The organism is Bacillus sp. FSL R10-2201 (assembly GCF_038008665.1).
Classification (GTDB): domain Bacteria; phylum Bacillota; class Bacilli; order Bacillales; family Bacillaceae_G; genus Bacillus_A; species Bacillus_A mycoides.
In genome coordinates this window covers 39,412-64,314 of sequence record NZ_JBBOZP010000002.1, presented here as the reverse complement: position 1 = coordinate 64,314, position 24,903 = coordinate 39,412, and the positions used below count along the sequence as shown (strand labels likewise).

Genomic DNA, 24,903 nt, shown 5'->3' with positions numbered 1-24,903 from the left:
GGATCGGAGTGTCAAATTCATGCATATTAAGTAATATCAAGCACATAATAGCAGCGACATCGGGAAATGTTAATCTGTACGTTAGAGTTACCCCTTATATTTTGAGAAGGCCCCGAATAAGGTTTCTTTTTACTACACCTTTTGAGAAAGACAAGCATATACTGGAGTGTGGGGAAACCACTTTATATATAAGAGCATCTAACAATTGTGGATGCTCTTTTTATTTGCACACAAAGAATTGTTAAAAATACTATATTGGAGGGTCTATCCTACAAACTCCTTTTTAGAAGGTCATGTATTCCCCAATAGAGCTGTGTCATGTAAAAGGGAAAAGCATTGCTATTTATTTCATTCACATAATCTTTCAAGGACACTTAAGTTTTTTGAATATACCTTTCATAATCAGGAATAGCTACTCTACCAAAAATAAAGTCGGCTTGTACATATTTTGTTTAGAAGTGTATCATAATTTGGAATTGAACAGTCCGTATAAGTTCTATGCCTCTATTAAATGATCCTCGTAACATAACTTTGCTGAGCTAAATGCCACTTAACCTCCTAACGGTTCTAATCGATTAAGCTATCTCTGTATAGTTAAGAGAGGGATAGCTTCGTTTCTTTAGTCCTGTGTTAACATCCCTATCGTTATGTGTACTGCAATAAGGGCAATCACACTCACAAGGATTAAGATTTTCAACGTCTTTATTTTGGTAAATGCAATTCAAACATAGCTGACTAGAAATAAACGTTTTTGATATAACAACAATTTTCTTCCCGTACCATCTTCTTTTTTAATTGAGTAAGCTCGTCAGAGAAAAATGATACGTTAATCCTTTCCCCGCTTCTTTATAAGTATGATTCCACATAGCAAAAAACCGATTAAATTTAAAACAACCGTAACCAATGGTTCTCGTAATTAAAGCTTCTTATTCTTGATTCTAGTAAAAATGAAAAAACGTAGGCTTACGCCTACCGACATTCATCTCCCACCTAAAATTGGTATTCCACACCTTCACATTTTGAGGAGGGAGTCTTCTGTCGAAAAGAAATAACAGTAATCTTTGCCCCAGAACTGTTTGTATTGCGTATTAAAATTCCTCTATTAATATATTTAAAGCTTTTGACTTTATCCTTTCATATTCCATAGCTTCAGCAAGTTCGTTAGCAAGTAATGGTGATTTTCTGACGTATTTTTCACGAATCACATCATACAATTCGTATGGAAATAACATATCAATAAACATAATTTTCTTCTGCTCTGCTGTTAAAGGAGAAACTGACTCATATGCGTTAATCATAATTTGAAATTGGTCTGCATTCCAAATACCAGTTGTATCTAGTAGGGGAATAATCATTTTACGCAAGTCTCGAATAGGGAGATCGTAAGAAACTGTATCTAAATCAATTACCCAAATTTGATTACTTGGATCTAATAAGGAATTTCCTGTTCCATAATCTTGATGACATAAATTGGGGAATGTTTGTAATTCATCAGTCCATTTTATATATTCAGATTCCAATAGTCTTTGGTGTGTATGTTTTGCTTCTAAATGAAAGCATCAATTTCAGCCAAATACAATTGTGAAAATGGGTCATCCGGCATAGTTGCGGATAAATTTTTCCAAATCTCCATCTGCTGAAATCTTTTAATGTAATGATTGGGCCAACGTCCCAGTTTTGTAAAGATAGGTATGCCTGGTGGCGGTTTGTAGCCAATAGAAGCTACATGAAAATCTGCTAACCCTTTCATAATCATTTCAGGTCTTCTTGCATTGTTAGCTCAAACGGTCTTCCCTCAATCCACTCATAAACAACAAATAAAAATGGACCGTGTTTTGTATATAACTGATTCATTTTGCTTGAATTATGCTTGGGACACGCATACCTTTTTTGGCAAGATAATCTTGAGCGTGAATGGAGAATAAAGCCTTTTTTCAGGGCGATGAATTCTCTTTAAGCAAAATGGTCCATCTGTAGTATGAATTTTCCATACTAAGGCCAGTTGTCCACCTTGTATTAATTCGATTGTAGTCGCTTGAATATCCCAATGTTGAATCATTGTCTCTGCCAATGCACTAATTTTTGCTCCTCTTCGGGCGATAATGTATACACCGCTTCTTCATTATGATTCTCCACATATACCACCATCCTTTTATACTCTCTTATTACTGTATGGTGCATGACCATTTTTGCTCTAGCCATTTGCCTTTAAGAAGAAAAAGTACTATTTACCAAATTTAATTATAAAAGATGAAAAAATGCTTGATAACTCACAAACATAAGGGTTTCTTCGTAACATATGAAGAAAGTTGTATTTTATGAAACAGGGAGGCGATTTAATGAAAATTGCGATAATATCCACTGAAAAGCTACCCGTACCAGCTGTACGAGGTGGAGCTATTCAAATTTATATAGATTCTGTTGCTTCCATTATTGCTTCAAATGGAAAAAATGTGACAGTTATTTCTATAACAGATCCTAATTTAAAATCAGAAGAAAAAATCAAGGTGTAAGGTATATACGTTTTCCAGAAGAGGAGTATCTGCCTTATATTATTAAACATTTGAAACAGGAAAAATATGATGTGGTTCATCTATGTAATCGTCCCAATTGGATTACAATTTTACGTGAGGCGGCACCACAGACCAAATTCGTGTTAAGTGTGCATAATGAAATGTTTGCATACGAAAAATAAGTGATAAAGAGGGCGAAGCATGTATTGCGGCTGTTTCCAAAATTGTAACAGTTAGTGATTATATAGGAAAAACAATTACCTCGCGCTTTCAAACTGCAAAAGCAAAGACAAGAACAGTATATTCTGGTGTAGATGTAAATGAATATTATCCTTCGTGGACCGTGAATGGTACAAAAGTTAAAAGTCATGTGCTAAAACAGTTGAATTTACAAAATAAAAAAATAGTTTTGTTTGTTGGACGCTTGAGCAAAGTAAAAGGTCCTCATATTTTGCTACAAGCTCTTCCTAAAATAATTGAGAAAAATCCAGACATTGTAATGGTTTTTATTGGTTCAAAATGGTTTGGAGATAACAATGTAAATAATTATGTAAAACATTTATATACCTTAGGTGCAATGTTTCCAGAACATGTAGTCTTTATTAAATTTGTTAAGCCAAAGGATATTTCAACACTTTATGCTATGTCAGATATTTTTGTTTGCTCTTCACAGTGGCAAGAGCCTCTTGCTAGGGTGCATTACGAAGCAATGGCAGCGGGCTTACCAATTATTACAAGTAATCGAGGCGGTAATCCTGAAGTTATTGAAGAAGGAAAAAATGGATATATTGTCAATGACTTTGAGAATCCTGATGCATATGCAGAAAAGATAATTAATCTTTTAAATAACGAAAATAAAAGAAAACAGATAGGGAAATATGGACGTGCGAAGGTCGAAAAAGAATTTAATTGGAACCGAGTTGCCACGGATTTAATGAAAGTGTATGGGGAAGTTTTATAAAATTTAAGAGGAGGATGATGAAAGTTGGAAGAAACAACTGGATTAGAGAGTGAACATTTAAAAAAGGTCCTTAGCTTTTTATCCATTTGAGGTAAGTAATATCATTTTACAGTCAAGCAGAAGTGGGAGAACAATTTGGGAAGTTGAAACAGAAGAAGGATTAAAAATATTAAAACAAGCACATATGCACCCCAAAAGGATGCTTTTTATTGCTGGAGCACATTTACATCTCCTTCAAAATGGATTGCCAATTACAAAAATTCATAACACAAAAAGAGGGGGCTTTTGTATTGGATCTGGTGAGTATGCGTATGTACTATATGATAAGCATCAAGGGAAAGAAGTTATTTATTATAATAAAGAACAATTAGAGAAGGTACTAATATATGCAGGTAAATTTCATCAAGCATCCGAAGGATATATTCCGATACAAGAAAGTAAAATTCGGGGTCGATTAGGAAAATGGCATAAATTATACAGATGGAAATTACAAGAATTAGAAGGAAACAAAAGGATTGCACTCTCCTTTCCAGATGATGTATTTTCAACTATGTTTTTAGAGTACGTCGATAAAATGTTAGCACGTGGTCAGAGAGCATTACAAGAAATAAATGATCCATATTTTGACCAATGGACAAAAGAAGCTATTGCATCTAACAGTTTTTGTCAGCAAGATTTTACTTTAGCAAGATTTGCAGAAATAGATGATGCTATGTTTATGAAAGAGCTACATTCTATTACAAGTGATTTACCCGTGAGGGACCTACGTATCTTTTTAAATAAAGTGATGAAAAAAATGTCAGTTTGGGATACTAATTTAGCAATTCATATGTTGAGCGCATATGATTCAGAAAATTCCTTATCAGAAAAACAATATCGTGTTCTTTGGACTGATTTATCGTTTCCTCACTTATTCTGTGCAATTGCACATAAATACTATTTAGGACAAAAGCGTTCTTGGTCTGATGAAAAGTATATTTGGGCATTGCAAAATATCATTGCACTTGAAGACTCTAAAGAAGAATTTTTACAAAATTTCTCTGATATTTACCACGAAATCAAGAGCAATAGCGGAGGGAAATAAGATGAATTCAGAACAAGAAGAGATAGTAATCCCTATTTTAGATTTAGAGAAATTTGTGTTTTCTCCACCAGGGCCAATGGGATGGGAATTGTCAGAGTATGAGCAGCAAAAAAATATTGTACTAAATGAATCTTCTGTGCTAGAGAATTTAGCGATTATTAAGGAAATAGAATTAGAGGAGTTACCCAAAATCGGATTGCTAGATTTAGAAGAGCAATCCCCACAAAAAACTACAATAATTGATGAAGTAAAAGATAAAGAGGTTCAAAGTGCAATAGAACTAGAAGAGCAATCCCCACAAAAAACTACAATAATTGATGAAGTAAAAGATGAAGAGATTCAGAAGACGAGGAAGAAGAAAACAAAGAAGAAGAAAACGAAGAAGAAGAAGAAGAAAAATACAATAGAACTAGAAGAGCAATCCCCACAAAAAACTACAATAATTGATGAAGTAAAAGATGAAGAGATTCAAAATGCAATAGAACTAAAAGAACAAAACCCGGAACAAAATGAGGTCGTTCCAACTCAAATAGAAAAGCCAAAAGTAAAAGTCAAAATTATTACTCCCGATCATCCATTAAAAACCCCGTGGATAGCAAAATTAGTAAAGAACGCTAAGGAAAATGAATAATGAAATTTCCGCAAATATATTAATCTTTTCATATTCTTTCGACATAGTATATATAAATCTATATTGAAGGAGTTAGGTAAATGGCTGATGTGAAAAGAGCAAAAAATAAAACTAGATGTTGAGAATGGCTTTAGTGTTAATTCAGATGATGATTTACAGGAAGTTCTAAAATCTCTAGCTGAAATAATTCAATCTGGTACACATAATGGTGTAGAGGTTGAAATTCAATATGATGATGAAACAGAAGTTATCTTTACAGACGAAGACGAAGAAGAGGAAGAAGACGACGAGGACGAGGAAGAAGACGAGGACGAGGAAGAAGACGACGACGAGGACGAGGAAGAAGACGACGACGAGGACGAGGAAGAAGACGACGAAGACGAAGACGACGACGACGAAGAAGACGAAGACGACGAAGACGACGAAGACGAAGACGACGAAGACGACGAAGACGAAGACGAAGACGACGACGAAGACGACGACGAAGACGACGAAGACGAAGACGAAGACGACGACGAAGACGACGACGACGACGAAGACGAAGAAGACGACGATGATGATGAAGATGAAGATGATGACGAAGACGAAGACGACGACGAAGACGAAGACGATGAAGACGACGATGATGATGAAGATGAAGATGATGACGAAGACGATGAAGATGAAGATGAAGATGAAGATGAAGACGACGATGATGATGACGATGATGATGATGATGACGATGAAGATGAAGATGATGACGAAGACGATGAAGATGATGAAGACGAAGAAGAAGACGACGACGATGACGACGACGACGACGAAGACGATGATGATGATGATGACGAAGACGATGATGACGATGATGATGACGAAGACGATGAAGACGAAGACGATGAAGACGATGAAGATGATGACGAAGACGATGATGACGACGATGATGATGACGATGACGATGAAGAAGATGAAGACGATGAAGATGAATACGAAGACGACGAAGACGATGATGACGATGATGACGATGGTGAAGAAGAAGACGCGTAAAATAATTAGCACTAAAATACGCTTGGTTCTCCAAGCGTTTTTTGTTCTTCAAAATATACATAATAGGCAGCCTTTATCATTTTCCGACAGAAGACTCCTTCCTCAATTTGCGTGAAGGTGCGATAGCACCAGCAAATAGGTAGGAGATGAATGTCGGTTGGCGTAAGACAAAATGTTTGTTACCATATACTTGTACAGATTGCTCTTTGAAAACTGAAGATATGAGATTGGTTGCAGAAAAATCGTTGCAACCGTAAAATTTTCAACGTTCAATCACCCCACGCTTGCCGAAGTTGCGAAAACCAAGCTAAAGTAGGAAGCGTGGTGAGTCAACGTGTAAGATACTTATGTTCTCACCGTAGGAACTGCAGACAGAGCCTGCTAAGATAACTGGTGAATACATCGGTGTTCGCAGGAATCTCCCACTTCAAACAGACTGCAGGGTCGTTAAGTGGGGATAGTTCAAACAATTAGAATTTTGAGAGGGCGTATTAGATTTCTAGCAGGTTGATTAGTAGATTCTGCTACTTGTTTATATACCTGATCTAGTTTTTTTGCTGTATGCTTAAATGTAAAGTTTTCTTCTACAATTTTTCTTCCGTTTTCAGCAATCCATTGTGTAAATTCTCGTTGAGATAACAAAGCATGGACAAGTCTGGCAAACTCCATTGGATTATTATATTGTTCTACTAGGCAGCCGTTATATTCATCTGTTATAACTTCAGCATTTCCCCCACGGTTTGTTGTAATAATTGGGATTCCAGCAGCCATTGCTTCATAATGAACACGTGCCAATGGTTCGTTCCATTGTGAGCTACATATAAATATATCCCCCATTAGAAATATATTATGAATTTGATCTGCAGGAATAAATTTAGTGAAAATTACGTGTTCTTTAATTGGTTTAGCTATTTTATATAATCCTCTAATATATTTATTTACTCGGTTATCACTAAACCATTTACCACCAACAATTACAAGCACCGTATCTTTATGTGTTTGAATAATTTTCTTCATAGCGTGAATGAGTAAGTCTGGACCTTTATTTTTGCATAATCGGCCAACAAATAGAATCACTTTTTTATCTTGGATAGCATATTTTGTACGAAATTCATTTCTTATCTTTTGTCCTGTTGGTGTCCAGATGGAAGGAGAGTGTTTTAAATTAACACCAGAATAGACAATGGAAATCTTATCTTCAGCTTGTGGAAATCTCTCAATCACAGTTTGTTTAATATAGTTACTAACAGTCACAATGGCGGTAACCATTTCAATAATAAGATTGCCTTCACAAATAGATAGTTTATGTTCAGCAAACATATCGTTATGAAGACCTAATACAAATTTACTGTGTGGAGAAGCTTGTTTATATAGAGGTATATTTTTAGGACGATTAAAGACATGTATAATATCAAAGGTATTGGTTTGGAGTGTTCTTATAACATGCTGCTCATATTCTTTTTGAGGAAAATACACGTAATTGACATTATCTTGTGTTTTTTGATTTGGAAGACTTGGATCTGAAATAGAGAAAATAGTAAGTTCATACTCTTGACTTATATAGGGGGACACCCCATCAATCATCATTTGAATTGCTCCACCTTTAATCGCTGGAGATGGTAATTTTTCTGTACATATATATGCAATTTTCATAAACTAATCCCCTTTGTATAGTTGTTTTATATAATGATATTCTGCTTCCAGTCCGTCGGATAGAGAAACTATTGGAGAATATTGCAGTAATGTACTAGCCTTAGATATATCTGCCCATGTTTGCTTCGGTTCCCCAGGAACTGATTTTAGAAAGTTTTTGGTTGCTGATTTACCTAATATTTTTTCTAACATAGAAATGATGTCCAAAATGGATGCTTGTTCTTTTCCACCGATATTGATAACTTCACCTATTATATTTTTTTTTGTTTCTAAAGCGGCCACCGTTCCTCTTATACAGTCATCAATATAGGTAAAATCACGTGTTTGTGTTCCGTCACCAAATATTGTAAGAGGTTTATCTTCTAGCATTTGTTTAATTAATCTATGAAATGCCATGTCAGGACGTTGCCTTGGCCCATACACTGTGAAATATCTTAAAATAACAATTGGTATGTGAAAATTTTTGTGATAAACATGACATAAGTGTTCACCACTTAATTTTGTAACACCATATGGGGATAGAGGGATAGGTAATAAATCTTCAGAAACTGCACCAGATTTTTCACCATATACAGAAGACGTTGATATATGAATAAATTTATCTAATTTTATGTGTTTACAGGCTTCAAGTAACTGCTGTGTAACCATTATATTGTTTGTAACATAAGGCTGAAAATCTTTTCCCCAGCTCGTTCTCACACCAGGTATAGCAGCTAGATGGTAAACAACATCTATATCTTGTAATAGTTTTGATAAATCTGTATTTAGAATGTCTTCTCGTATGAATTGAAAACGTGAATTCAATTCGAGAGATTGTATATTACCTGTCTTTAAAGTGGCTGGAGTAGGACCGATGAAATGATCAATTCCAACTACATGATATGCACTATTTTTAAGTAACGCTTGACACAAATGTGAGCCAATGAAACCAGCGGCCCCTGTTACAAGTATTTTCATGACCGACCCACTCCAATATATTGTAATCCGTATTTTTCTATTTCATCTTTTTCAATGCAATTGCGTCCATCCACGATTGTGCATCCCTTCATAACTTGTTTGACTTGTTTCCAATTAAGTGTTTTAAATTCATTCCATTCCGTGGCGATAATAATGCAATCAGAATTTGTAATTGAAGATTCTAGGTTATCATGCTGTGTAACTTGTCTTTTTAAATGTGAAGGAAGAAAAGCTTTGGGGTCATAAGCATGTAGATCATAGCCATGAGGAATTAATTTTTCAAGAAGTATTACGGCAAGGGAGCTACGAATATCATCAGTATTTGGCTTAAAGGCAATTCCCAAAACCGTTATTTTTTTTGAAGAGGGTTCTTTGATAGCTTTTTTAATTTTTTCAACATAGAGATCTATCTGTGTGGAGTTAATGGATTGTACAGCTTGTAAAATAGGAACTGCTACGTGCCTATCATTTGCTGTATAAATGAGTGAATGTAAATCTTTTGGGAAGCATGAACCTCCATACCCCATTCCCGCCTGAAGAAAATGAGGGTTAATTCGAAAGTCATAGCCAATTCCTTTTGCCACTTCAACAATATCAATGTTATATGCATCACAAATTCGAGAAATTTCATTTATAAAAGATATTTTGGTAGCCAAAAATACATTAGATGTATATTTAATCATCTCTGCTTCATTTAAACCTGTAAAAAGGAAAGGAGCCCTAATCTCTTTATATATATCCTGCATAATTTTTAACGACTTTGTGTCACCTTTTTGGATACCTATAATAGTTCTATCTGGAATGAGCATATCGTGAACAGCAGAGCCTTCGCGAAGAAATTCAGGATTGGAGACAATATTGAATAAGGCCGATGAAACCCCACGTTTAATAAGTGTTTCATATAATTGTTGATTTGTACCTGGTGGAACTGTACTTTTCGTAATAATAGTTTTATACGATGTTATAGCTGGAACCAGTAGATCAATGACGGAGTAGATATATTTTAAATCCGTCTTTCCACTTGATGTAGAAGGGGTTCCTACAGCGATAAAAATAACGGGTGATTGTCGAATAGCATTATCGATATCACAACTGAATTGTAATCGGTTTCTATTTTTGTGAATAAGCTCCTTTAAATCCGGTTCATAAATGGGGCATTCCCCCTTTTGGAGAGAATGAATTTTTGCTTGATCTTTATCTACACATATAACATCATGACCTAAATCTGCTAATACTGCTGCTGATGTGATTCCCACATAACCAGAGCCTATAATACATATATCCATATGATAATCACCTCTCTGAACTTAGTACTATTGTACTAGTTGTTACAGTATATTGATGGACAAGATGGATTGGTGACAAATGAAAGGGCCTATTCATATAAGCAATGAAAGCAATCAGAAGGTAAAAGCCTCTTTTGGAATCGTCATGCGCGGGTAAGGGGGTTACTGAATATTAATATTGTAAACACTCGAGGGAGCGAGAGATTAGTGATTAAAAAAGCAATCATTCCAGCCGCTGGTTACGGCACAAGGAGCCTTCCAATTACAAAGGTAATTCCAAAAGAAATGTTTCCAATAGGTAATAAACCTGCGATTCATTATATTGTGGAAGAGGCTGTAAAGTCAGGTATTGAGCAAATATTAATTGTACTTTCTAGCAGAAAGGATTTAATAGTTGATTACTTTGATTATTCATTAGAATTGGAGGCTTTTTTAGAAAAAGAAAAAAAAGCCCATCTGTTAAAAGGGCTTGCTATTCCTAATGTTCAAATCCATTATATAAGGCAGCCATATGCGAGAGGACTTGGTGAGGCGATAAAATTAGGTGAAACATTTATTGGTAATGAACCTTTTGCTGTACTCTTGCCAGATGATATTGTAGTCTCGGATAAAGAAACTGCTTTAAATCAGTTAATTAGTATTTATAAAGAGACGAAAAATAGTGTAATAGGCATTCATACGGTACCAGATGAGTGCATAGAAAAGTATGGTATTATTGAAGGGAATATTGTAAAGGGTAATTACATGAATATTACAAATATTATAGAAAAGCCAAAAGTAAATCCTCCATCTAATCTTGCAGTTATTGGTAGATATGTTTTCACACCTGATATCTTTCCTTTATTAAAAAATATTCAACCTGGTGTTGGGGGGGAATACCAATTAACAGATGCGATTCATTCTTTAATTATGACTAAAAAAGTATATGGAAAAATGATTGATGGGAAACGATTTGATATTGGGCAAGAAGATGAATATATGCAGCTTCTTAATCTCATATATGGACAAAACAAAACAGGTAAGAATTAATTTGTAGAAAAGGATTCAGCCAATATACACTTGAGGTCAACAAACGATTCCTGAAGATTTGATGAAACATATGTAAAAGTTAAGGGTAATTAAATATATTTATATCGTACCTTTGAGTCAGAAGAGAATACAATCGGCTTTTATTTAAACAAGACAAGAAATCATATGGCTGCAGAGTATTTTTTCAAAAAAGCTTTGCGGTCTTTTCATATTTCTAAGCCTTGTATTATCACAGTAGACCCGAATTCAACCTAACCAATTGCAAAAAAAAAGATACCCATAGGCATCTCAATCAGACAAGTAAAATAACTAAATAACATTACGGAGCAGGATCATTGTTTCATTAAGAAACGGGATCTTGCCGACACTACCATCAACCTAATATACATTCACACCCATAATCAGCAGAAAATATCATTTATTATATATATCTTTTTACAACAAAAGTGGATTTCGAGCGCTCAGTCATTCGAGAGCCCCATTCGTTAATCCGTTAGAATTAGAGCTCGCGACTTTCTTCATATGAGTCTCAATTCAGGTTATTCTCGCTATTATTCTTTAGCTGTTGAGTTCTTTCCCGAAGAAATTCATGATACTGAGTCTTTATCTTCATAAAACAGCATCTTCACACAACGAACACCGTCAACGATACACCCCATCCCGATTAAGCTACCTCTCTTCTCTACAAAATGAAGCTTTTATGTATTTTTTCACTTTCTATTGAAACAAACATATATTATATTCGAAGACATTCCTTTCTTACGAAACTCATAAGGCCCTTTTTTAGGGCTTTTTTTATTGTATGACTTCTTAACCAGGTATATACATTAATTTATACTTAAGTATCCCCAAAGAGTTTTGCAATTAATTGACGTTTACATGTCCATTTAAACTAAATATAACAAATTTGGTTTTATGACGTGGGAATTTTATTTGAAAAATGATAATAAGTATATGCATTCAACACTGTATGTTTTGTTTGTTTTATATATTAATTGTTTTATATGTTTTACATGTTTATATGTTTTAAGAGCATGAAATGTCTTGATATATAAGGGATTATGACTCTTAATTATAACAAAAGTGGTTCTAAAGATAACAAACTTGGTTTTAACTATAACAAAAATGGTTTTAAAGATAACAAGTTTGGTTGCTTTACTCTAACAAAGATGGTTTTAAAGGTAACAAACTTGGTTTTAATCATAATAAATTTGGTTTTAAAGGTAACAAATTTGGTTGCTTAACTCTAGCAAAAATAGTTCTAAAGGTAACAAATTTGGTTGCTTAACTCTAGCAAAAATAGTTCTAAAGGTAACAAATTTGGTTGCTTAACTCTAGCAAAAATAGTTCTAAAGGTAATAATTTTAGTTTTAACTATAACAAAAATGATTCTAAAGATAACAAATTTAGTTTTAACCATAACAACAATGGTTCTAAAGATAACAAATTTGTTTATATACCTTACAACTTTAAATATTCCCGAAAATTTTTAACTATTTAAATATTTTTATATAAAACAAAGGGCTTCTCAACAATAATAGTAAGGACTAAATTTTCTGAATTAATAAAAAATTAACTATAACAAAGGGAATATATTTGTTATAGTTAATAGAACAGTAGAGGTAAGAAAGAAGGGACGTATGTAGGTATGTCTGAAAATCAAGATTTACAGATTAAAGAAAATAATATTGTTTCAAAATCAAATACTTTAATTGAAGCAAATTCACGTTTAAATTTAGTAGAACAAAAAATATTACTTTGTTTGGCTAGTAATATTGAACCCAATGATCGGGATTTTAAAACTTACACATTCCCCATCAAACATTTTCATGATCTACTTGGTCTTAATGGATCTACTAAATATTCGGAGTTAAGTAAAATTACAAAGGAATTATTATCAAAAGTAATTGAAATTCGGACGGGTGAAGAGCTGATACAGGTATCTTGGCTTTCTTCAGCAATTTACAACAGAAATAAAGGAACAATTGATATGCGTTTCGATCCGTTATTAAAGCCATTTCTATTAGAATTAAGCAGCAAGTTTACAAGCTATAGATTAGCTAATGTTGTGAAATTGAAAAGCACATACGCTATACGTATTTATGAACTACTTAAACAATATGAAGATTTAAAGGAACGTACAATTAGTCTCGAAAATTTAAGGTATTACTTAGACGCAATGGATATATACCCCAACTATGCAAATTTTAAGCAACGTGTGTTAAAACCTTCTCAAAAAGAATTAGACCAAAAAACAGATATTTCTTTTGAATTTGAAGAAATTAAATTAGGCAGGAAAGTACAAAAAATTAAATTTATTATCCGTGGCCAAAAAAAGAATGATAACAATTTAGTTCATTTTGAAAAGAACTTAGATAAATTTCAACAGCCCAACACATTTGAACAAAAAATTAAAAGATTTGAAGAACGCTGTAAAGAAAAAGTGTTTCCTAAAGTGTTAAAAAAATGGGAATCTCATAAAGAAATTGTATTAGAAATAATTGAGGATATACGATTTCGTTCAGATATTGATTCTCCAATAGGTTATGTAGAATTCACTCTAAATTCCCGATTAAAAGAAATATCTGATAAAGAAATAATAAACCAAAGTAGTCAAATCGAGAATAAGCCTCATAATAATAGAGTATTAGAGATTAATAACATTATAAATTTAGTTATCAGTAAATATTCAAAATCTACAGGTGCTGTAGCTACATTTTTAGTTAAAGATACAGCAATTGAAAAACTAGTGAGAGTAGTTACATTAGAAGAAGCCGAAGCTATTTGGATAGAACATGAAGTGTTTGTCATGGATAAAATTTATGAATACATTAAAAAGAATAGAAGGAAGAAAAGATACTAGATTTAATATAGAGTTGGATCATGTTGTTTACCTGAATCTGTATGAATATGTTGGGATTGTCCACTTAATAGGATCATACTCAAGCCGAACTTCCCCCGCTGTATAGCTGCATCCACCTACACCTGGATAAACAGGCGAAAATACATCAGGAAGTTGAAATACAGTTGAATCTAGGATACGAATACGCTTGAAAATATAAGTGTATGGAGAGAGAGTAGCTTAGTTGAAGAAAACTTTTTGTTAAGAAGTTAGGCTAACACTTGTTGTAGAAATTGCATGGCTGCAGTATTAAAAATACCTGCACAGAGAGGCGCAGGTATCCAACAAGGGTGTTTCGATATGTAATTCATATTTTATCAAGATTCATTGAAAATGACAAACGAAGTAAAAGAAAATTCTGTATAATTGGTTGAGAAACAAAAAACTGACTTTCAACTCCAGTCCATATAATATACCTAAAAATAAAAATCCTACCTTATAATTATTATAAAAAGGGCATATTTCACATATTTCTCGTTATCAGTAGTTAATAATGAAAAAAATTTTCATTATGGGGGTACTTTAAAATTTTAGCTTGATGGCGATGGGGTGCCACCCCTATTACTAAAAAATCCTATCGATATATGACATGAGCACATTTTGAAAAATTCCTTGTCAAAAAGAAGCATATATGATGAGGAGGACATATTTTACACTATATTCCATTGGAAAGGTGAGGAAACGTATATGAATTTACATTACAAGAAAAATTTCATTATAACAAGCACGCCTTATTTTCCACATATTAATTTATCAGGCCTTCCTGAAGTAACAAGATTATCTTCATGCTTTCCTGAAACTCCAAAACCGAAAAAACAGCCAAAATCCCCCAAATCAAAAACATTGTGCTTTAGACAATTTATAGAGCATAAAATCCAGTTAGTTCCTCCTGCAAAAAAAGGAACCATCAAAGTTGATAGACAGATATTTACTACGATTGAAAAGGTGTGTTCAGAAGTAGTCACTATTTCGGGATTTATCCGTAAGACTGTTACTTATACAGCATTAGCTTATAACAAGGTAATTCCAAACTATAGAATCCAAGGTGACGTTCCCTTTCAAGGCCTTATAGAATCAAAAGACATTAAAGAGGAGTATCAATTTAGCATCCTCGAAGAAAAAATCCTTGCTAATGTTTTGGCACGTGAAGCCAATTTTAAAAACCAAAAGGAATACCAAATATACAAATCTCCCTTTGCTTTCAATTTTATAGAGAAAGATTTTGTAAAAGTTTCCATAAAAATGAGTACTTAGGAATCTCCCACTTCAAACAGTCCGTTAGGGCGTTAAGTGGTGAGTAGTTCAAAGATGATCAAACATCCTATGATTGCTAATCAATCATCATTAACTCCTCGATTACTTTAATATTATTAAGGGTCTCCTCATCAGTTGGTAAGAAACTAAGAACCATTTTATTATGATGATAAGTCTGTTTATAGTCTTTTAGCTGAAAGTAACAAAACGCTAATTGTTTATGCGGTAACCAACTTTTAAAGGGTTGTTGTTCAATGAAATGAACGGAATTAGCTAAAGGTGCTTCTATAGCTTGTTTATACCAATAGGCAGCTTGAGAAAACTGGTTATTCTTAAGAAAGAATTCGCCTAGGCGACAGCTGAATTCCGGTTGAGGAACATCGTATTCTAAAGACTGAAATGTGATTTCTTTTTCTTTTTTAAAATTTCCGATTAGATGATAACAACTAGCTAATTTATGCATAACAAAAAGCCTGTGTTCTAATTGGATTTCTTTGTAGTCTAAGAACTTGTTATAAAATTCAATGGCTTGTTTATATTTTTTATGTTTATGTAATTCTCTGGCATAATGAAATATATCGTGAACTGTCATTTTACCTTTATTCTTTTTCAAAAATTGTTCATATAGTTTGAGATTTCGATCTGATTCATTATTGGTATAATTTTTTTTATGGGTGACTATGATGTCACTTTCGAGCGCATTATATTGATCATAAATACTCAGTTCTTCATGAACAACGCCGTACCATTGAAAATTTTTACTTGTTTTAACTAATCTATTGCGGCGAATGCTGGTTAAAACATTATTAAATTTATCAATTTCTGCATGATAAATCATGGAAACTGCATCAATATTTTGAGTGAGTGATTGTTTTAAAGCAAGTAGCTTTTGACGTTCCTCTGGTAAAAGTATATCATCCGCATCTAACCATAAAATGTAGTCCATTGAAGCTTGATGAAAGGAATAATTTCGAGCTGCCGAGAAATCATTCACCCATTTGAAATCTAAAATTTGTTGAGTCCACTTACTAGCTATTTGTTTCGTTTGATCTGTTGAGCCTGTATCTACAATAATAATTTCATCGGGGATACCTTTAACTGATTCTAAACATCTATTAAGTGTTTTTTCTTCATTTTTTACAATCATACATAAACTAATTGTAATCATCTGAACACCTCTGTTATAGATATCTTTATTTTATTTGAATTTAGATTTTCCACCTAAAACGTAGTACCTAAACGAATCTCAATAGGTGGGGCTGTAAGTAGTTCACGTTGTGGTTCTCGAACTGGTTTTATAGCTCGTAGTTCAACTATCATTTCAAGAACAATACTCCGGTACGTATTCACATCATCTAATATCTCTGTCCCAGTTTTCGAGAATGGTCCGTTCACAACCTAAATGTAGCTTTTTCTCTCCCATAAAATCATCTCATTTAGTTTATTTTTATTAATGTTTTCCTTAAAAAATGCTAAATGTAATTTTTTAAATGAGATATTGGCTTAATTTTTGGTATAATCCATGACCATCAAGCTAATATTTTGAAATATCCCCTCAACGAAAATATTATACTATCAAAGGTAAATATGGAATCAGAATGCAATCAATTATTGTAAGCACGCTATCTAGCTGTATAGCTAATGTTGCGAGTCATACCTGATTAAACGATTTTTATAACAACCAAAAAGACTCTCCTAAGGGATAGAGTCTTTTCTCATAATATTTACATAGTTTTCAAATGCGGAAGTAACCTCACTTATCAATCTTATTGTTTTATATTTTATTTAAGGATTGATTACTATACCAGATGGAACAACCCCAACTGGTATAGTAGCAATCACGCTATTTATTAGCCCATCAATCACAGAAACGTTATCGCTTCCCCATGCCCATCAACTTAACATTTTAATGTATCACCTAAATGAAAATTTTCTTTCTCTACATGTAGTTATTTTGAGAAGTCAGCTCATTTTTTCTTCTTTGGGGTGTTTACTTTTTTTAAGTTGATGGGCATGTGGCGGGACCCCTAACATAACTTATGTAAACTAGGTTTTTGGGAAATACACTGTCATATCAACGTTTGTGGTACTTTCGGGAGCTTCCGTTTACAATACCTTTTATACATCGTTGATTTTACGCTATTTCCACCTTAAAACCCTCGTTAATTCCTGCATAAACTTCACTTTGTTAACTATCAGTATATTTGTTCAGTTTTCATGTGGAAATCTATCCTCTTCGTTGTATATAGAAGTGTAAGGCAAATAACGAGAGGGCGAAAAATTATGAAACTAAAACTCACAACACCAAACGGATTTAAATCAGAATTTAACATTTCACCGTATTTTATTATTTCTATTGGGATATTAGTTATCCAACTCCACCAAGCAGGGCTCATTTGAGCCTTGTTTATTTTCGTTCGTTGTGTTCTATTCGTAAATGGCCAACCTTTTTTAGTTGTCTCAGTTGCTGGAATCGAAATTGCTAGATTAGAGATTTCTCTTCAAGTAGCATTGGCTTTAATAGCGTTAGGGATTCCAATTTGTTCTTAATTAATCGATTTCGATTCCAAAAGAGGGCTTCGGCTCTCTTTTTTTATTTATCCTTATCTTTCCTTAGCAAATAAGACCAGAAAATTCTTGAACAAAAAAAGAGCGCTTTTCTTCAAAGCACTCTTCCAAAGGGATTTACCAATCCCGACGGTCATCAAAATCTCGGTCACGATCATGGTTACGTCTGCGACGACATTCATCACAATCGCAGTCACGGTCACGTCTACAACGACGGTCATCAAAATCTCTATGTCTGCGTCTACCGAACATTAAATCATCCCAAAATCTATCACAATCTCTGAAGTTCTCGAAACGACAATCATCTCTCATGAATATAAGTCCCCCCCTCATTTTAATAGGATTCATCATATTCTATGTTTAAAAGTAGAAAACAGCTTGTTTACTAGTCTATCTTCTCTACCTATTTTCATTAACAACAAATAAGACACTAAACCGATCACGACAGCGCCTAAAACGGTTAATCCTATATACATGTTATAACCTCATCAGATGTCCATTTTGTTCAAATTTAAAAGAGCACCCTTGCCGTGGATGCTCTTAATGTGATAAGGGGTTTCCTATGAGTATTGAATGAGACACGAAGAACTTGTCCCATAATTCAATATATGCTCGTCCATCTCAAAAGGTGCAAATAAAAAGACACCTAAGTAAGGTGCCTTTTCGGAATACAAGGAGCAACTCAATGTACATATCAATATTTACCTGGACACTACTATTCTATGCTTGAAATTACCCAATATGCATGAATGTAAAATAAAAAAGAGCTCTATCCCTATTTATAGAGCTCTTTAAGCGAGTAATGGCATATTTATGTTGACCTGATATTGTATGCCGAGAACCTCCTTATGTGCAAACGAAAGAGAGCACTCCCCCAACTTAAGTGCTCTCTCGTAAAACTTATGGGGTAACTAGTTGGAAAACCGTTCTGTATTATTATATGGATCTTAACCCCAATTATACCTAAGACAAAGTTTAAATATGTTTAATGTGTAATGTCTATATAACAAAGAAAAAGCACCTATTATGGATGCTCTTTTCTAATCTTCTTCTATCACATTTCTGCAATGGTCACAAAGATTGTCATCTAAAGCGTACAACATCTCTGACCAGGGGATTGGAATAAGACACATCTCGCATTCCTCTACATAATTATCTTTTAACAATCCGTATTTTATAAAAGTATCAATTTGGTCTTTACTTAAATTATTCCCTGCAACTATTGCTTTTGCAATACCAATAACTGCTTTGCCCTCTAATCGTTCGCACTTCAGTAAACTTTCTACAAAGTCCTCAAATTCTGAGTCTTTACTTCGAATTACAAATTCTGGTTTTTCTGTAGTAGATTTCATTCTCATCACCCTTTCCCTTCAATGACACATTAAAAGGAATTTCATTTCTATTTCTACCCCAAAAACAAAAAGCCATCACCGAAGTGACCGCTCTAAAAGGAGATAGGAGAAACATTCACGAAAGGGGAATTTCGAAATGAATCAATTTAAGGCTGATTACTCTCAACCTTCTCCAAATCACCGCATCATATAATTTTCTAGCTATTCTTAGCTACGCGCTTTACGTTCGGTGACTGGGAGAAGAATAAGAATCTTCTCGTTTATCCTCCGTGGAGTCGGCTACTTAATGTCATTATCACCAATTTCGTTTATACAACGTGTATAAAGGTTTAATCTATAAGACGCATAATTTCTTCCGGCACCTTATTTGGACCAACACACAAGGAGGACAGAGGGGAATCTGTCTATATTGGCTCAAACAAAGAGCGGAAGCTCCTTGCCCTCGTTTTGGTCATTAATAAAGATCGTGAGTAATTACTAATGAGCAATCGAAGTAATGTAATGATAAAGATCTAATTTATTCTTATTTCTTTTTAGAAACGCGATGTTCATTCAATCATGAACAACCACCCCATTCCCATTTTCGAGAGACGACATTAACAAACAATAGAAAGGCATTATGTTCACCATCAGTCCAGAGGACGCATTCTGAGCTGAATACTAAACATAATATAGAAACAGTATGACGAATACGAGTAATTTGCACCCGCCACACTGGAATATGGGTAGCACCATACGCCTGATCACTTCGTTTTCCTGGTTCAATTTTCACATCAGAAAATTCTCCACTCAACAAGTCATACTCTAGTTGGATTTTTACACCAGCTTTATGACTACATCCTCCGGCACCAGGATAAGTAGATGCAAATCGATCCGGCACTTGAAATGTTGTAGAATCAAGGATAAGAATACGCTCAAAGTAAGCAGAAAGAGCATGAGAAATCTTAGATAATCCCCAATTTTAGCTTGTAGAAGTGTAGTGAATACAGTTCGAAAGAAGGCTACAGAAGCCGAGTTAAATCGCCGATTAAATTGGAGAAAAGCATTCATTAGAATTTCTTTTCTTTATTTTTTAAAGGACTTGTTCATCTCGTACCTGGTTTGTTAATTCAAACATATTATGTAATTCACCAAAGGATGATATTTGTAGGACTACACAACAAATCTTTACAAAAGCATTACGTGATATTCAACTTGAAGGAAATAAGAAAAGGTATAAATCACCTGTATATTTATTTTAAAAAAGTGCAATATCTATTGCACTTTTTTAAAAACTAAAAATCATGAACTTTTTTACCAATGGTTGCGATGACAACAAATAACACATTTACAAAAATGATTATGGTGTTTATGTTCACAACGATGATTATGATGCTTATGCTCACAACAATGGTTATGATGTTTATGCTCACAACGATGATTATGATGCTTATGCTCACAACAATGATTATGATGTTTATGCTCACAACGATGATTATGATGCTTATGCTTACAGCAATCATTACGATGCTTATGCTCACAACAATGGTTATGATGTTTATGCTTACAGCAATCATTATTCCAATTCATTTTTATACCTCCTATCGAACAAGGGTTATATTATTCTATGTTTTAATAGGAAACATGCTTGTTTACTAACCTATATTAAATTCACAAAAAAATTCTATGAATATTTATTCTTAGAGGGTTAACATAACGCAATATTATTGATAGTACAAAAGGAGTTTTTTTAATTCTTTTTTAGGGACTATTACAGCTATTGTTGGCACATATGATACTCAGACTAATCGAGTAGAGTTAAAAAATATTATAAGTGACAGAACAGGTGTTAATTATGGGAATTTAAGTTATTTACTTGAAGAATTAAGCGGTTTGCAAGTATTATCGGATTCTAGTACAGGAACGGGAGACGGCTCTACTACTGGCACACAAGATTGTGCTGTTACTGGTGGAAAAGGTAACTATATTGATTCTGGAAGTACAAATATACAAGGTATACCTGTAAACTGGATAGTTCATGAATGCCAGATAGAAGTGAAAGTAGCAGGACAGAGAAGTATTATTCTTAATAGAACAAGTACTAGTGTCTCAGGAACTATCCATTTAAGTTATGTATCCAGAGTAAATTTTATAGTATATGTTCAAAATAAAACTCTTTGGATAAATATTGAACATCAACATAAGAATTTAGTAGGAAAATGGCTAAAAACATTTGGAGTTAAAACAAAATTAGGCTCTTGGGCAACTTTGAAATTTTAAATATATATGATATTCATTTTAAGTTAACATAAAACAGATTATCGGTTGCAACGAAAACACTATATAGAAAATGAAGAATTGCTTAGAACAGAGGGAGGACAAAATATAGCTTAAACTTATTGGGATTTGAGGCATCTAAAAACTTAGGGAGTGGATTAAGTACTTTGCATAAAGATCTCCTTTTTTCGAAGAATCTAGGCATCATTTTAAATGTGGCAGTAATAATTCTATAATTTTTATCATAAGGACATAGCAGCTTCAGAACAGAAGAAGTCGTTTTGGAATCGTCTGTTTGGTAAAAAAATTAAAATCTAATGGTAAAGAGAATTTTGCTTTTTATTTGAAAAAAGATAAGAAGCGAGCTTTTTGTTTATTATTAGTGATGATATTTAATTTTTAGCACTATAAATGTTAGACAAGCATATATTGTAGTATTGGAATAGGTTTCGCTCACTTATTTCATTTTATAGTTTTCCTTTTAAGAACACCAAAACGGGCATTGGTGTTCTTTTTAAATGGGTTGGTTTTGAAAAATAAGAAGTTTTCTTACTTACAAATGTATAAAACAAAGAAGCACTCAAAATGAGTGCTTCTTTGTTTTATACTTGTACTTGTTGTACTTGTAAAACTTTTAAAGTAAGGTCTAGTACAATTTTTTCACGAAGAGTATCAAATGGTTCGTTTAAGTCTGTTGGACAAGGGGAAAAGTCTAATTCAAAAAATTGAGCGCTGATTAATTCACAATATGGTTGTTCGTTATAAAAAACTGTATTTTCGAAGAAGTATTTGTCTAAACGTGGTAAATCACCGTTTTTAGGATTAATAAAGTGAGATGTAGTGTCTGAGGAAGAAGCTACTATAGCTAGTGATAGAAAATCAGCTGCTGTTAAATCTGCAAAACCAGAAAATGGAACATTTGCAATACGGTCAAATAAAGGTGCATTACACGAGCTAGATGCATATTCAATATTTTTACGAATATATCCTTGTACAAATAATTTTGCTCTTGTAACTTGGCGGAAATTTGTACCTGGTATTGGAGTAAATGCTACAGGAACTAATTTACATTGTGTTAAAAATACGTTTTTTAAGATACGTTTAATTTCAACTGCTGGAGGATCTAATGAAATATCGGATTCTACAACAATTTGAATTGTTCTTTCAGCTAATACAACTGGTACTTTTATAATCGGTGTTCCTGGAGTAAGAATTGGTGTTGCAGTTTCATCACTTAATGGTGTTTGAGTTTGTCCTACTACCTGACAAGGTACATTGATTGGACATTGTTCGCTCATATTATCTAATCTCCTTTTGAAATCACTTTAGATTTTTAAAACTGTTCAATGGCAATATATTCGTTTTTTTTATTGATGTATAAGCTTGTATAATAGGTTTTTAAATTTTTTTATTTTTTGTAGATATTTTATTGGCTTTCTCATTAAAAATTTTAAATTAGCAGGTTCCTGGTTAAAAAACGAGTAAATAGGTTTTAACTACGATCTGAACAGCAAGGACCTTAATCTAACCTGTGCGTTAATTTACGTACAGCCCTTTATAATATCCCTTATAAAATTTAACATAATCATACATTTAGGTTGAACTTGAGTCACTTCACCATTTGGCCCTTTAACAGAATAAGGAAAATTATGAATTCCCCTCCGATAGCTTTCTATCATAAGGAAATCAATCGTAGAAGTTAGGATTTGGCTAATATAGATTCGTTTACTATGACTATTAAAAACACCACAAAAAAATTAGGGGCCTCTTCTCAAGCCTCTTTATTTACAATTACAAATTTAGACGCCTCCCACTTTATATCCATCCATTGATAACTAACAATAGAGTTATTACAAGTATACTTGCAAGTTCCTGTGCTTTTTTTAACAAGCAAACGACAACAAAAACTCCATATAAGGGTCCTACCACATTGCTATCAACCTAAGATTTTAAAGTACCCCCTAAATGGAAATTTTGTGTTTTTTATAGGACCGAAATTCATTTTTATCGTTTTGGGGAAGAATGTGTTTCTTAATTTGATAGCGATGGGGGCGTATGGTGAGACTTCAGTTGCACTTACTTATAGGAGTAGCGTCAGAAAAATTCAGATTTACAAAGTTAAGGAAATTCAAATATAAAAAGCCTAATTTCTCGGTGTTATAAGTGAGAAATTAGGCTTTAATTACTTCTTTTAAGCGCCCTTTAGTGGAATAACTAAAATGCTTATATTAGCTGATATGATTCTATAAGAACAGTGGAAATTTAATTCTGAAGAGCTTTTTGTAATGATTTTTTCATTGCTTCTATAAAGTTCTGACGTGTTTCTTCAGGTAATTTTAATAAGGAAAGATAAGGGTTTAAATCTTCTAACTCGACTAATAAAAGCCCCCCTTGTTCGCTACGGCAAGCATCAACTCGTTGAATCCCCCAGTCAAGATTATTCCAGTCGATGAAACGTTTAGCAAAAGCTACATCTTCTTCCGTAGGTACATACTCTTTCAATTCCCATCTTTTATCTTTATTTGGTGCATAAAGAGCATACTGAAATTCTTTGTCAATAAAATAAAATGAGACTTCATATTCAAAATTGATAAATGGTTGTACCAATGTATCTTTTGACTCTGAATTAACTTTTTCACTCAATTCATCTTTTGTAACAAATTCCATCCCAATGGAGTCTGCTCCATTTTTCGGCTTTACGATATATCTGTCTACACTAGGGAGTTTACTTAGGGAATCAAGAGTATCAATCGTCGGAATAACAGGAAAATGAGCATTTGTTAGTTCAATTAAATATTCTTTTCCATTCATATCACCCTTCCCATTAAACGCATTATATGTTTTTAAATGTTTAGTAACAATTCGTTTACGAAAAGCCTCATATTTGTCTTTAAAATTTGCAACTGGACCTGCATTTCGGAAAACAATCAAATTAGCATTATCTTCAAATGCTTCAATATCCTCAGGATGACAGATGACCAAATTAAATGCTTCTCTAAGTTTAGAAGTTAGGAATAAATCCTCTTCATAATAATTTCTTCCTTTTGCTTCATAATATAAATCTGTTACAAATAGTAGCGTCTTCATTACGCTTTCACCTGCTTTTCTTAAATTTTTATTGTGAAAATATTCCCTTAAAAAAACAAAAAATCCCGTCTCAGTAAGAGACGAGATTGAAACTCGCGGTACCACTCTTGTTTAATAAAATGTTTAAATAACATTTTACTACCCTTTACAAACGTACAATCATACGTTGTCCCTTCTAACGGAGGAAACCGATAAAGCTTACTAAACATTCGGCTTTACTTCTCGGAGATGATCTTCGGTTATTATCTGAACACTGGTTTTCAGCAAAACACCAGCTCTCTTTGGAACAGAAACAATAACTTACTCTTTCTCTTCATAGAATTTAAATCAAATTCGATTAATTAGAC

At 33.4% G+C, this 24,903-nt stretch carries 17 protein-coding genes, 9 pseudogenes and 1 other annotated feature; of the genes and pseudogenes, 12 read left to right on the top strand and 14 right to left on the bottom strand.

The genetic code is table 11. From position 1 onward, the window contains the following. Nucleotides 1-580: 580 nt before the first annotated feature. A pseudogene (locus NSQ69_RS27455) lies at nt 581-791 on the bottom strand (zinc ribbon domain-containing protein); the annotation flags it as partial. 297 nt (nt 792-1,088) lie between these two features. After that, nucleotides 1,089-2,187, bottom strand: a pseudogene (locus tag NSQ69_RS27450) (CotS family spore coat protein). A 152-nt stretch (nt 2,188-2,339) separates the two neighbouring features. Between NSQ69_RS27450 and NSQ69_RS27445 the strand changes: the two are divergent. The 4 genes and pseudogenes from NSQ69_RS27445 (at nt 2,340) to NSQ69_RS27430 (ending at nt 6,327) form a co-directional block, all read left to right on the top strand. Beyond that, nucleotides 2,340-3,474: pseudogene (locus tag NSQ69_RS27445) on the top strand (glycosyltransferase family 4 protein). 24 nt (nt 3,475-3,498) lie between these two features. Beyond that, nucleotides 3,499-4,558 (top strand): annotated as a pseudogene (gene cotS, locus NSQ69_RS27440) (spore coat putative kinase CotS). Nucleotide 4,559: 1 nt separating this feature from the next. Further along, complete coding sequence (locus tag NSQ69_RS27435; RefSeq protein ID WP_098452840.1) at nt 4,560-5,189, top strand: hypothetical protein; 630 nt, start codon at nt 4,560-4,562, stop codon at nt 5,187-5,189. 235 nt (nt 5,190-5,424) lie between these two features. After that, nucleotides 5,425-6,327 (top strand): hypothetical protein, encoded by a 903-nt coding sequence (locus tag NSQ69_RS27430; RefSeq protein WP_341099966.1) that lies wholly within the window; start codon nt 5,425-5,427, stop codon nt 6,325-6,327. A 347-nt stretch (nt 6,328-6,674) separates the two neighbouring features. Here NSQ69_RS27430 and NSQ69_RS27425 read toward each other — a convergent pair whose 3' ends face one another. The 3 genes from NSQ69_RS27425 to NSQ69_RS27415 are packed head-to-tail and all read right to left on the bottom strand — an operon-like array spanning nt 6,675 to nt 10,108. Further along, nucleotides 6,675-7,865, bottom strand: a complete 1,191-nt coding sequence (locus NSQ69_RS27425) for a glycosyltransferase family 4 protein (RefSeq protein ID WP_012260008.1) — start codon at nt 7,863-7,865, stop codon at nt 6,675-6,677. Between the two features lie 3 nt (nt 7,866-7,868). Next, nucleotides 7,869-8,822, bottom strand: coding sequence for an NAD-dependent epimerase/dehydratase family protein (locus tag NSQ69_RS27420; protein WP_012260007.1), 954 nt, complete (start codon nt 8,820-8,822; stop codon nt 7,869-7,871). Continuing rightward, nucleotides 8,819-10,108: a UDP-glucose dehydrogenase family protein gene (locus tag NSQ69_RS27415; protein ID WP_341099964.1), complete on the bottom strand. Its 1,290-nt coding sequence runs from the start codon at nt 10,106-10,108 to the stop codon at nt 8,819-8,821. Before NSQ69_RS27415 ends, NSQ69_RS27420 begins: the two co-directional genes overlap by 4 nt. A 207-nt stretch (nt 10,109-10,315) precedes the next feature. Here NSQ69_RS27415 and NSQ69_RS27410 point away from each other — a divergent pair, with 207 nt between their 5' ends. The 3 genes and pseudogenes from NSQ69_RS27410 to NSQ69_RS27400 all read left to right on the top strand — a co-directional run bounded on the left by NSQ69_RS27410 (nt 10,316) and on the right by NSQ69_RS27400 (nt 14,000). Beyond that, nucleotides 10,316-11,137, top strand: a complete 822-nt coding sequence (locus NSQ69_RS27410) for a UTP--glucose-1-phosphate uridylyltransferase (RefSeq protein WP_002144438.1) — start codon at nt 10,316-10,318, stop codon at nt 11,135-11,137. 27 nt (nt 11,138-11,164) lie between these two features. Next, nucleotides 11,165-11,443, top strand: a pseudogene (locus NSQ69_RS27405) (DDE-type integrase/transposase/recombinase); the annotation flags it as partial. 1,342 nt (nt 11,444-12,785) lie between these two features. Further along, nucleotides 12,786-14,000 (top strand): replication initiation protein, encoded by a 1,215-nt coding sequence (locus NSQ69_RS27400; protein WP_016128106.1) that lies wholly within the window; start codon nt 12,786-12,788, stop codon nt 13,998-14,000. 11 nt (nt 14,001-14,011) lie between these two features. Here NSQ69_RS27400 and NSQ69_RS27395 read toward each other — a convergent pair. Continuing rightward, nucleotides 14,012-14,293 (bottom strand): annotated as a pseudogene (locus NSQ69_RS27395) (IS4 family transposase); the annotation flags it as partial. A 433-nt stretch (nt 14,294-14,726) separates the two neighbouring features. On the opposite strand from NSQ69_RS27395, the gene NSQ69_RS27390 reads away from it, so the two are divergent. Then, nucleotides 14,727-15,293: a hypothetical protein gene (locus NSQ69_RS27390; RefSeq protein ID WP_341099961.1), complete on the top strand. Its 567-nt coding sequence runs from the start codon at nt 14,727-14,729 to the stop codon at nt 15,291-15,293. 76 nt (nt 15,294-15,369) lie between these two features. Here NSQ69_RS27390 and NSQ69_RS27385 read toward each other — a convergent pair whose 3' ends face one another. The 3 genes and pseudogenes from NSQ69_RS27385 to NSQ69_RS27375 all read right to left on the bottom strand — a co-directional run. Next, a complete protein-coding gene (locus NSQ69_RS27385; RefSeq protein WP_098780734.1) occupies nt 15,370-16,461 on the bottom strand; it encodes a tetratricopeptide repeat-containing glycosyltransferase family 2 protein in 1,092 nt (363 codons plus the stop codon). A 53-nt stretch (nt 16,462-16,514) separates the two neighbouring features. Next, nucleotides 16,515-16,688 (bottom strand): hypothetical protein, encoded by a 174-nt coding sequence (locus tag NSQ69_RS27380; protein ID WP_341099960.1) that lies wholly within the window; start codon nt 16,686-16,688, stop codon nt 16,515-16,517. A gap of 390 nt (nt 16,689-17,078) precedes the next feature. Next, nucleotides 17,079-17,168, bottom strand: a pseudogene (locus tag NSQ69_RS27375) (YncE family protein); the annotation flags it as partial. A 534-nt stretch (nt 17,169-17,702) separates the two neighbouring features. Here NSQ69_RS27375 and NSQ69_RS27370 point away from each other — a divergent pair. Beyond that, nucleotides 17,703-17,843 carry a DUF3956 family protein gene (locus tag NSQ69_RS27370; RefSeq protein WP_341099987.1) on the top strand — a complete coding sequence of 47 codons (141 nt, stop codon included), beginning with the start codon at nt 17,703-17,705 and terminating at the stop codon, nt 17,841-17,843. Nucleotides 17,844-17,978: 135 nt separating this feature from the next. Here the strand turns inward: NSQ69_RS27370 and NSQ69_RS27365 are convergent, their stop codons facing one another. From NSQ69_RS27365 to NSQ69_RS27355, 3 genes and pseudogenes are all read right to left on the bottom strand, one after another. Continuing rightward, nucleotides 17,979-18,173 (bottom strand): hypothetical protein, encoded by a 195-nt coding sequence (locus tag NSQ69_RS27365; RefSeq protein WP_016103990.1) that lies wholly within the window; start codon nt 18,171-18,173, stop codon nt 17,979-17,981. Nucleotides 18,174-18,901: 728 nt separating this feature from the next. Further along, on the bottom strand, nt 18,902-19,222 hold the full coding sequence (locus NSQ69_RS27360; protein ID WP_233206287.1) for a hypothetical protein: 321 nt from the start codon (nt 19,220-19,222) through the stop codon (nt 18,902-18,904). 715 nt (nt 19,223-19,937) lie between these two features. Further along, a pseudogene (locus NSQ69_RS27355) lies at nt 19,938-20,242 on the bottom strand (transposase); the annotation flags it as partial. A gap of 47 nt (nt 20,243-20,289) precedes the next feature. Here NSQ69_RS27355 and NSQ69_RS27350 point away from each other — a divergent pair. The 3 genes and pseudogenes from NSQ69_RS27350 to NSQ69_RS27340 form a co-directional block, all read left to right on the top strand. Continuing rightward, nucleotides 20,290-20,454: pseudogene (locus tag NSQ69_RS27350) on the top strand (MarR family transcriptional regulator); the annotation flags it as partial. A gap of 58 nt (nt 20,455-20,512) precedes the next feature. Then, nucleotides 20,513-20,851, top strand: coding sequence for a hypothetical protein (locus tag NSQ69_RS27345; protein WP_016128102.1), 339 nt, complete (start codon nt 20,513-20,515; stop codon nt 20,849-20,851). Nucleotides 20,852-21,085: 234 nt separating this feature from the next. Continuing rightward, the gene (locus tag NSQ69_RS27340) at nt 21,086-21,472 is read left to right on the top strand and encodes a hypothetical protein (RefSeq protein ID WP_048516930.1); all 387 of its coding nucleotides are present in this window, start codon (nt 21,086-21,088) and stop codon (nt 21,470-21,472) included. Nucleotides 21,473-22,071: 599 nt separating this feature from the next. On the opposite strand, the gene NSQ69_RS27335 is transcribed toward NSQ69_RS27340, so the two are convergent. Continuing rightward, a complete protein-coding gene (locus NSQ69_RS27335; protein ID WP_341099957.1) occupies nt 22,072-22,767 on the bottom strand; it encodes a CsxC family protein in 696 nt (231 codons plus the stop codon). Nucleotides 22,768-23,731: 964 nt separating this feature from the next. Beyond that, nucleotides 23,732-24,556 (bottom strand): hypothetical protein, encoded by an 825-nt coding sequence (locus NSQ69_RS27330; RefSeq protein WP_341099955.1) that lies wholly within the window; start codon nt 24,554-24,556, stop codon nt 23,732-23,734. A 73-nt stretch (nt 24,557-24,629) separates the two neighbouring features. Beyond that, nucleotides 24,630-24,882 (bottom strand) — a binding site (T-box leader). Between the last annotated feature and the right edge of the window lie 21 nt (nt 24,883-24,903).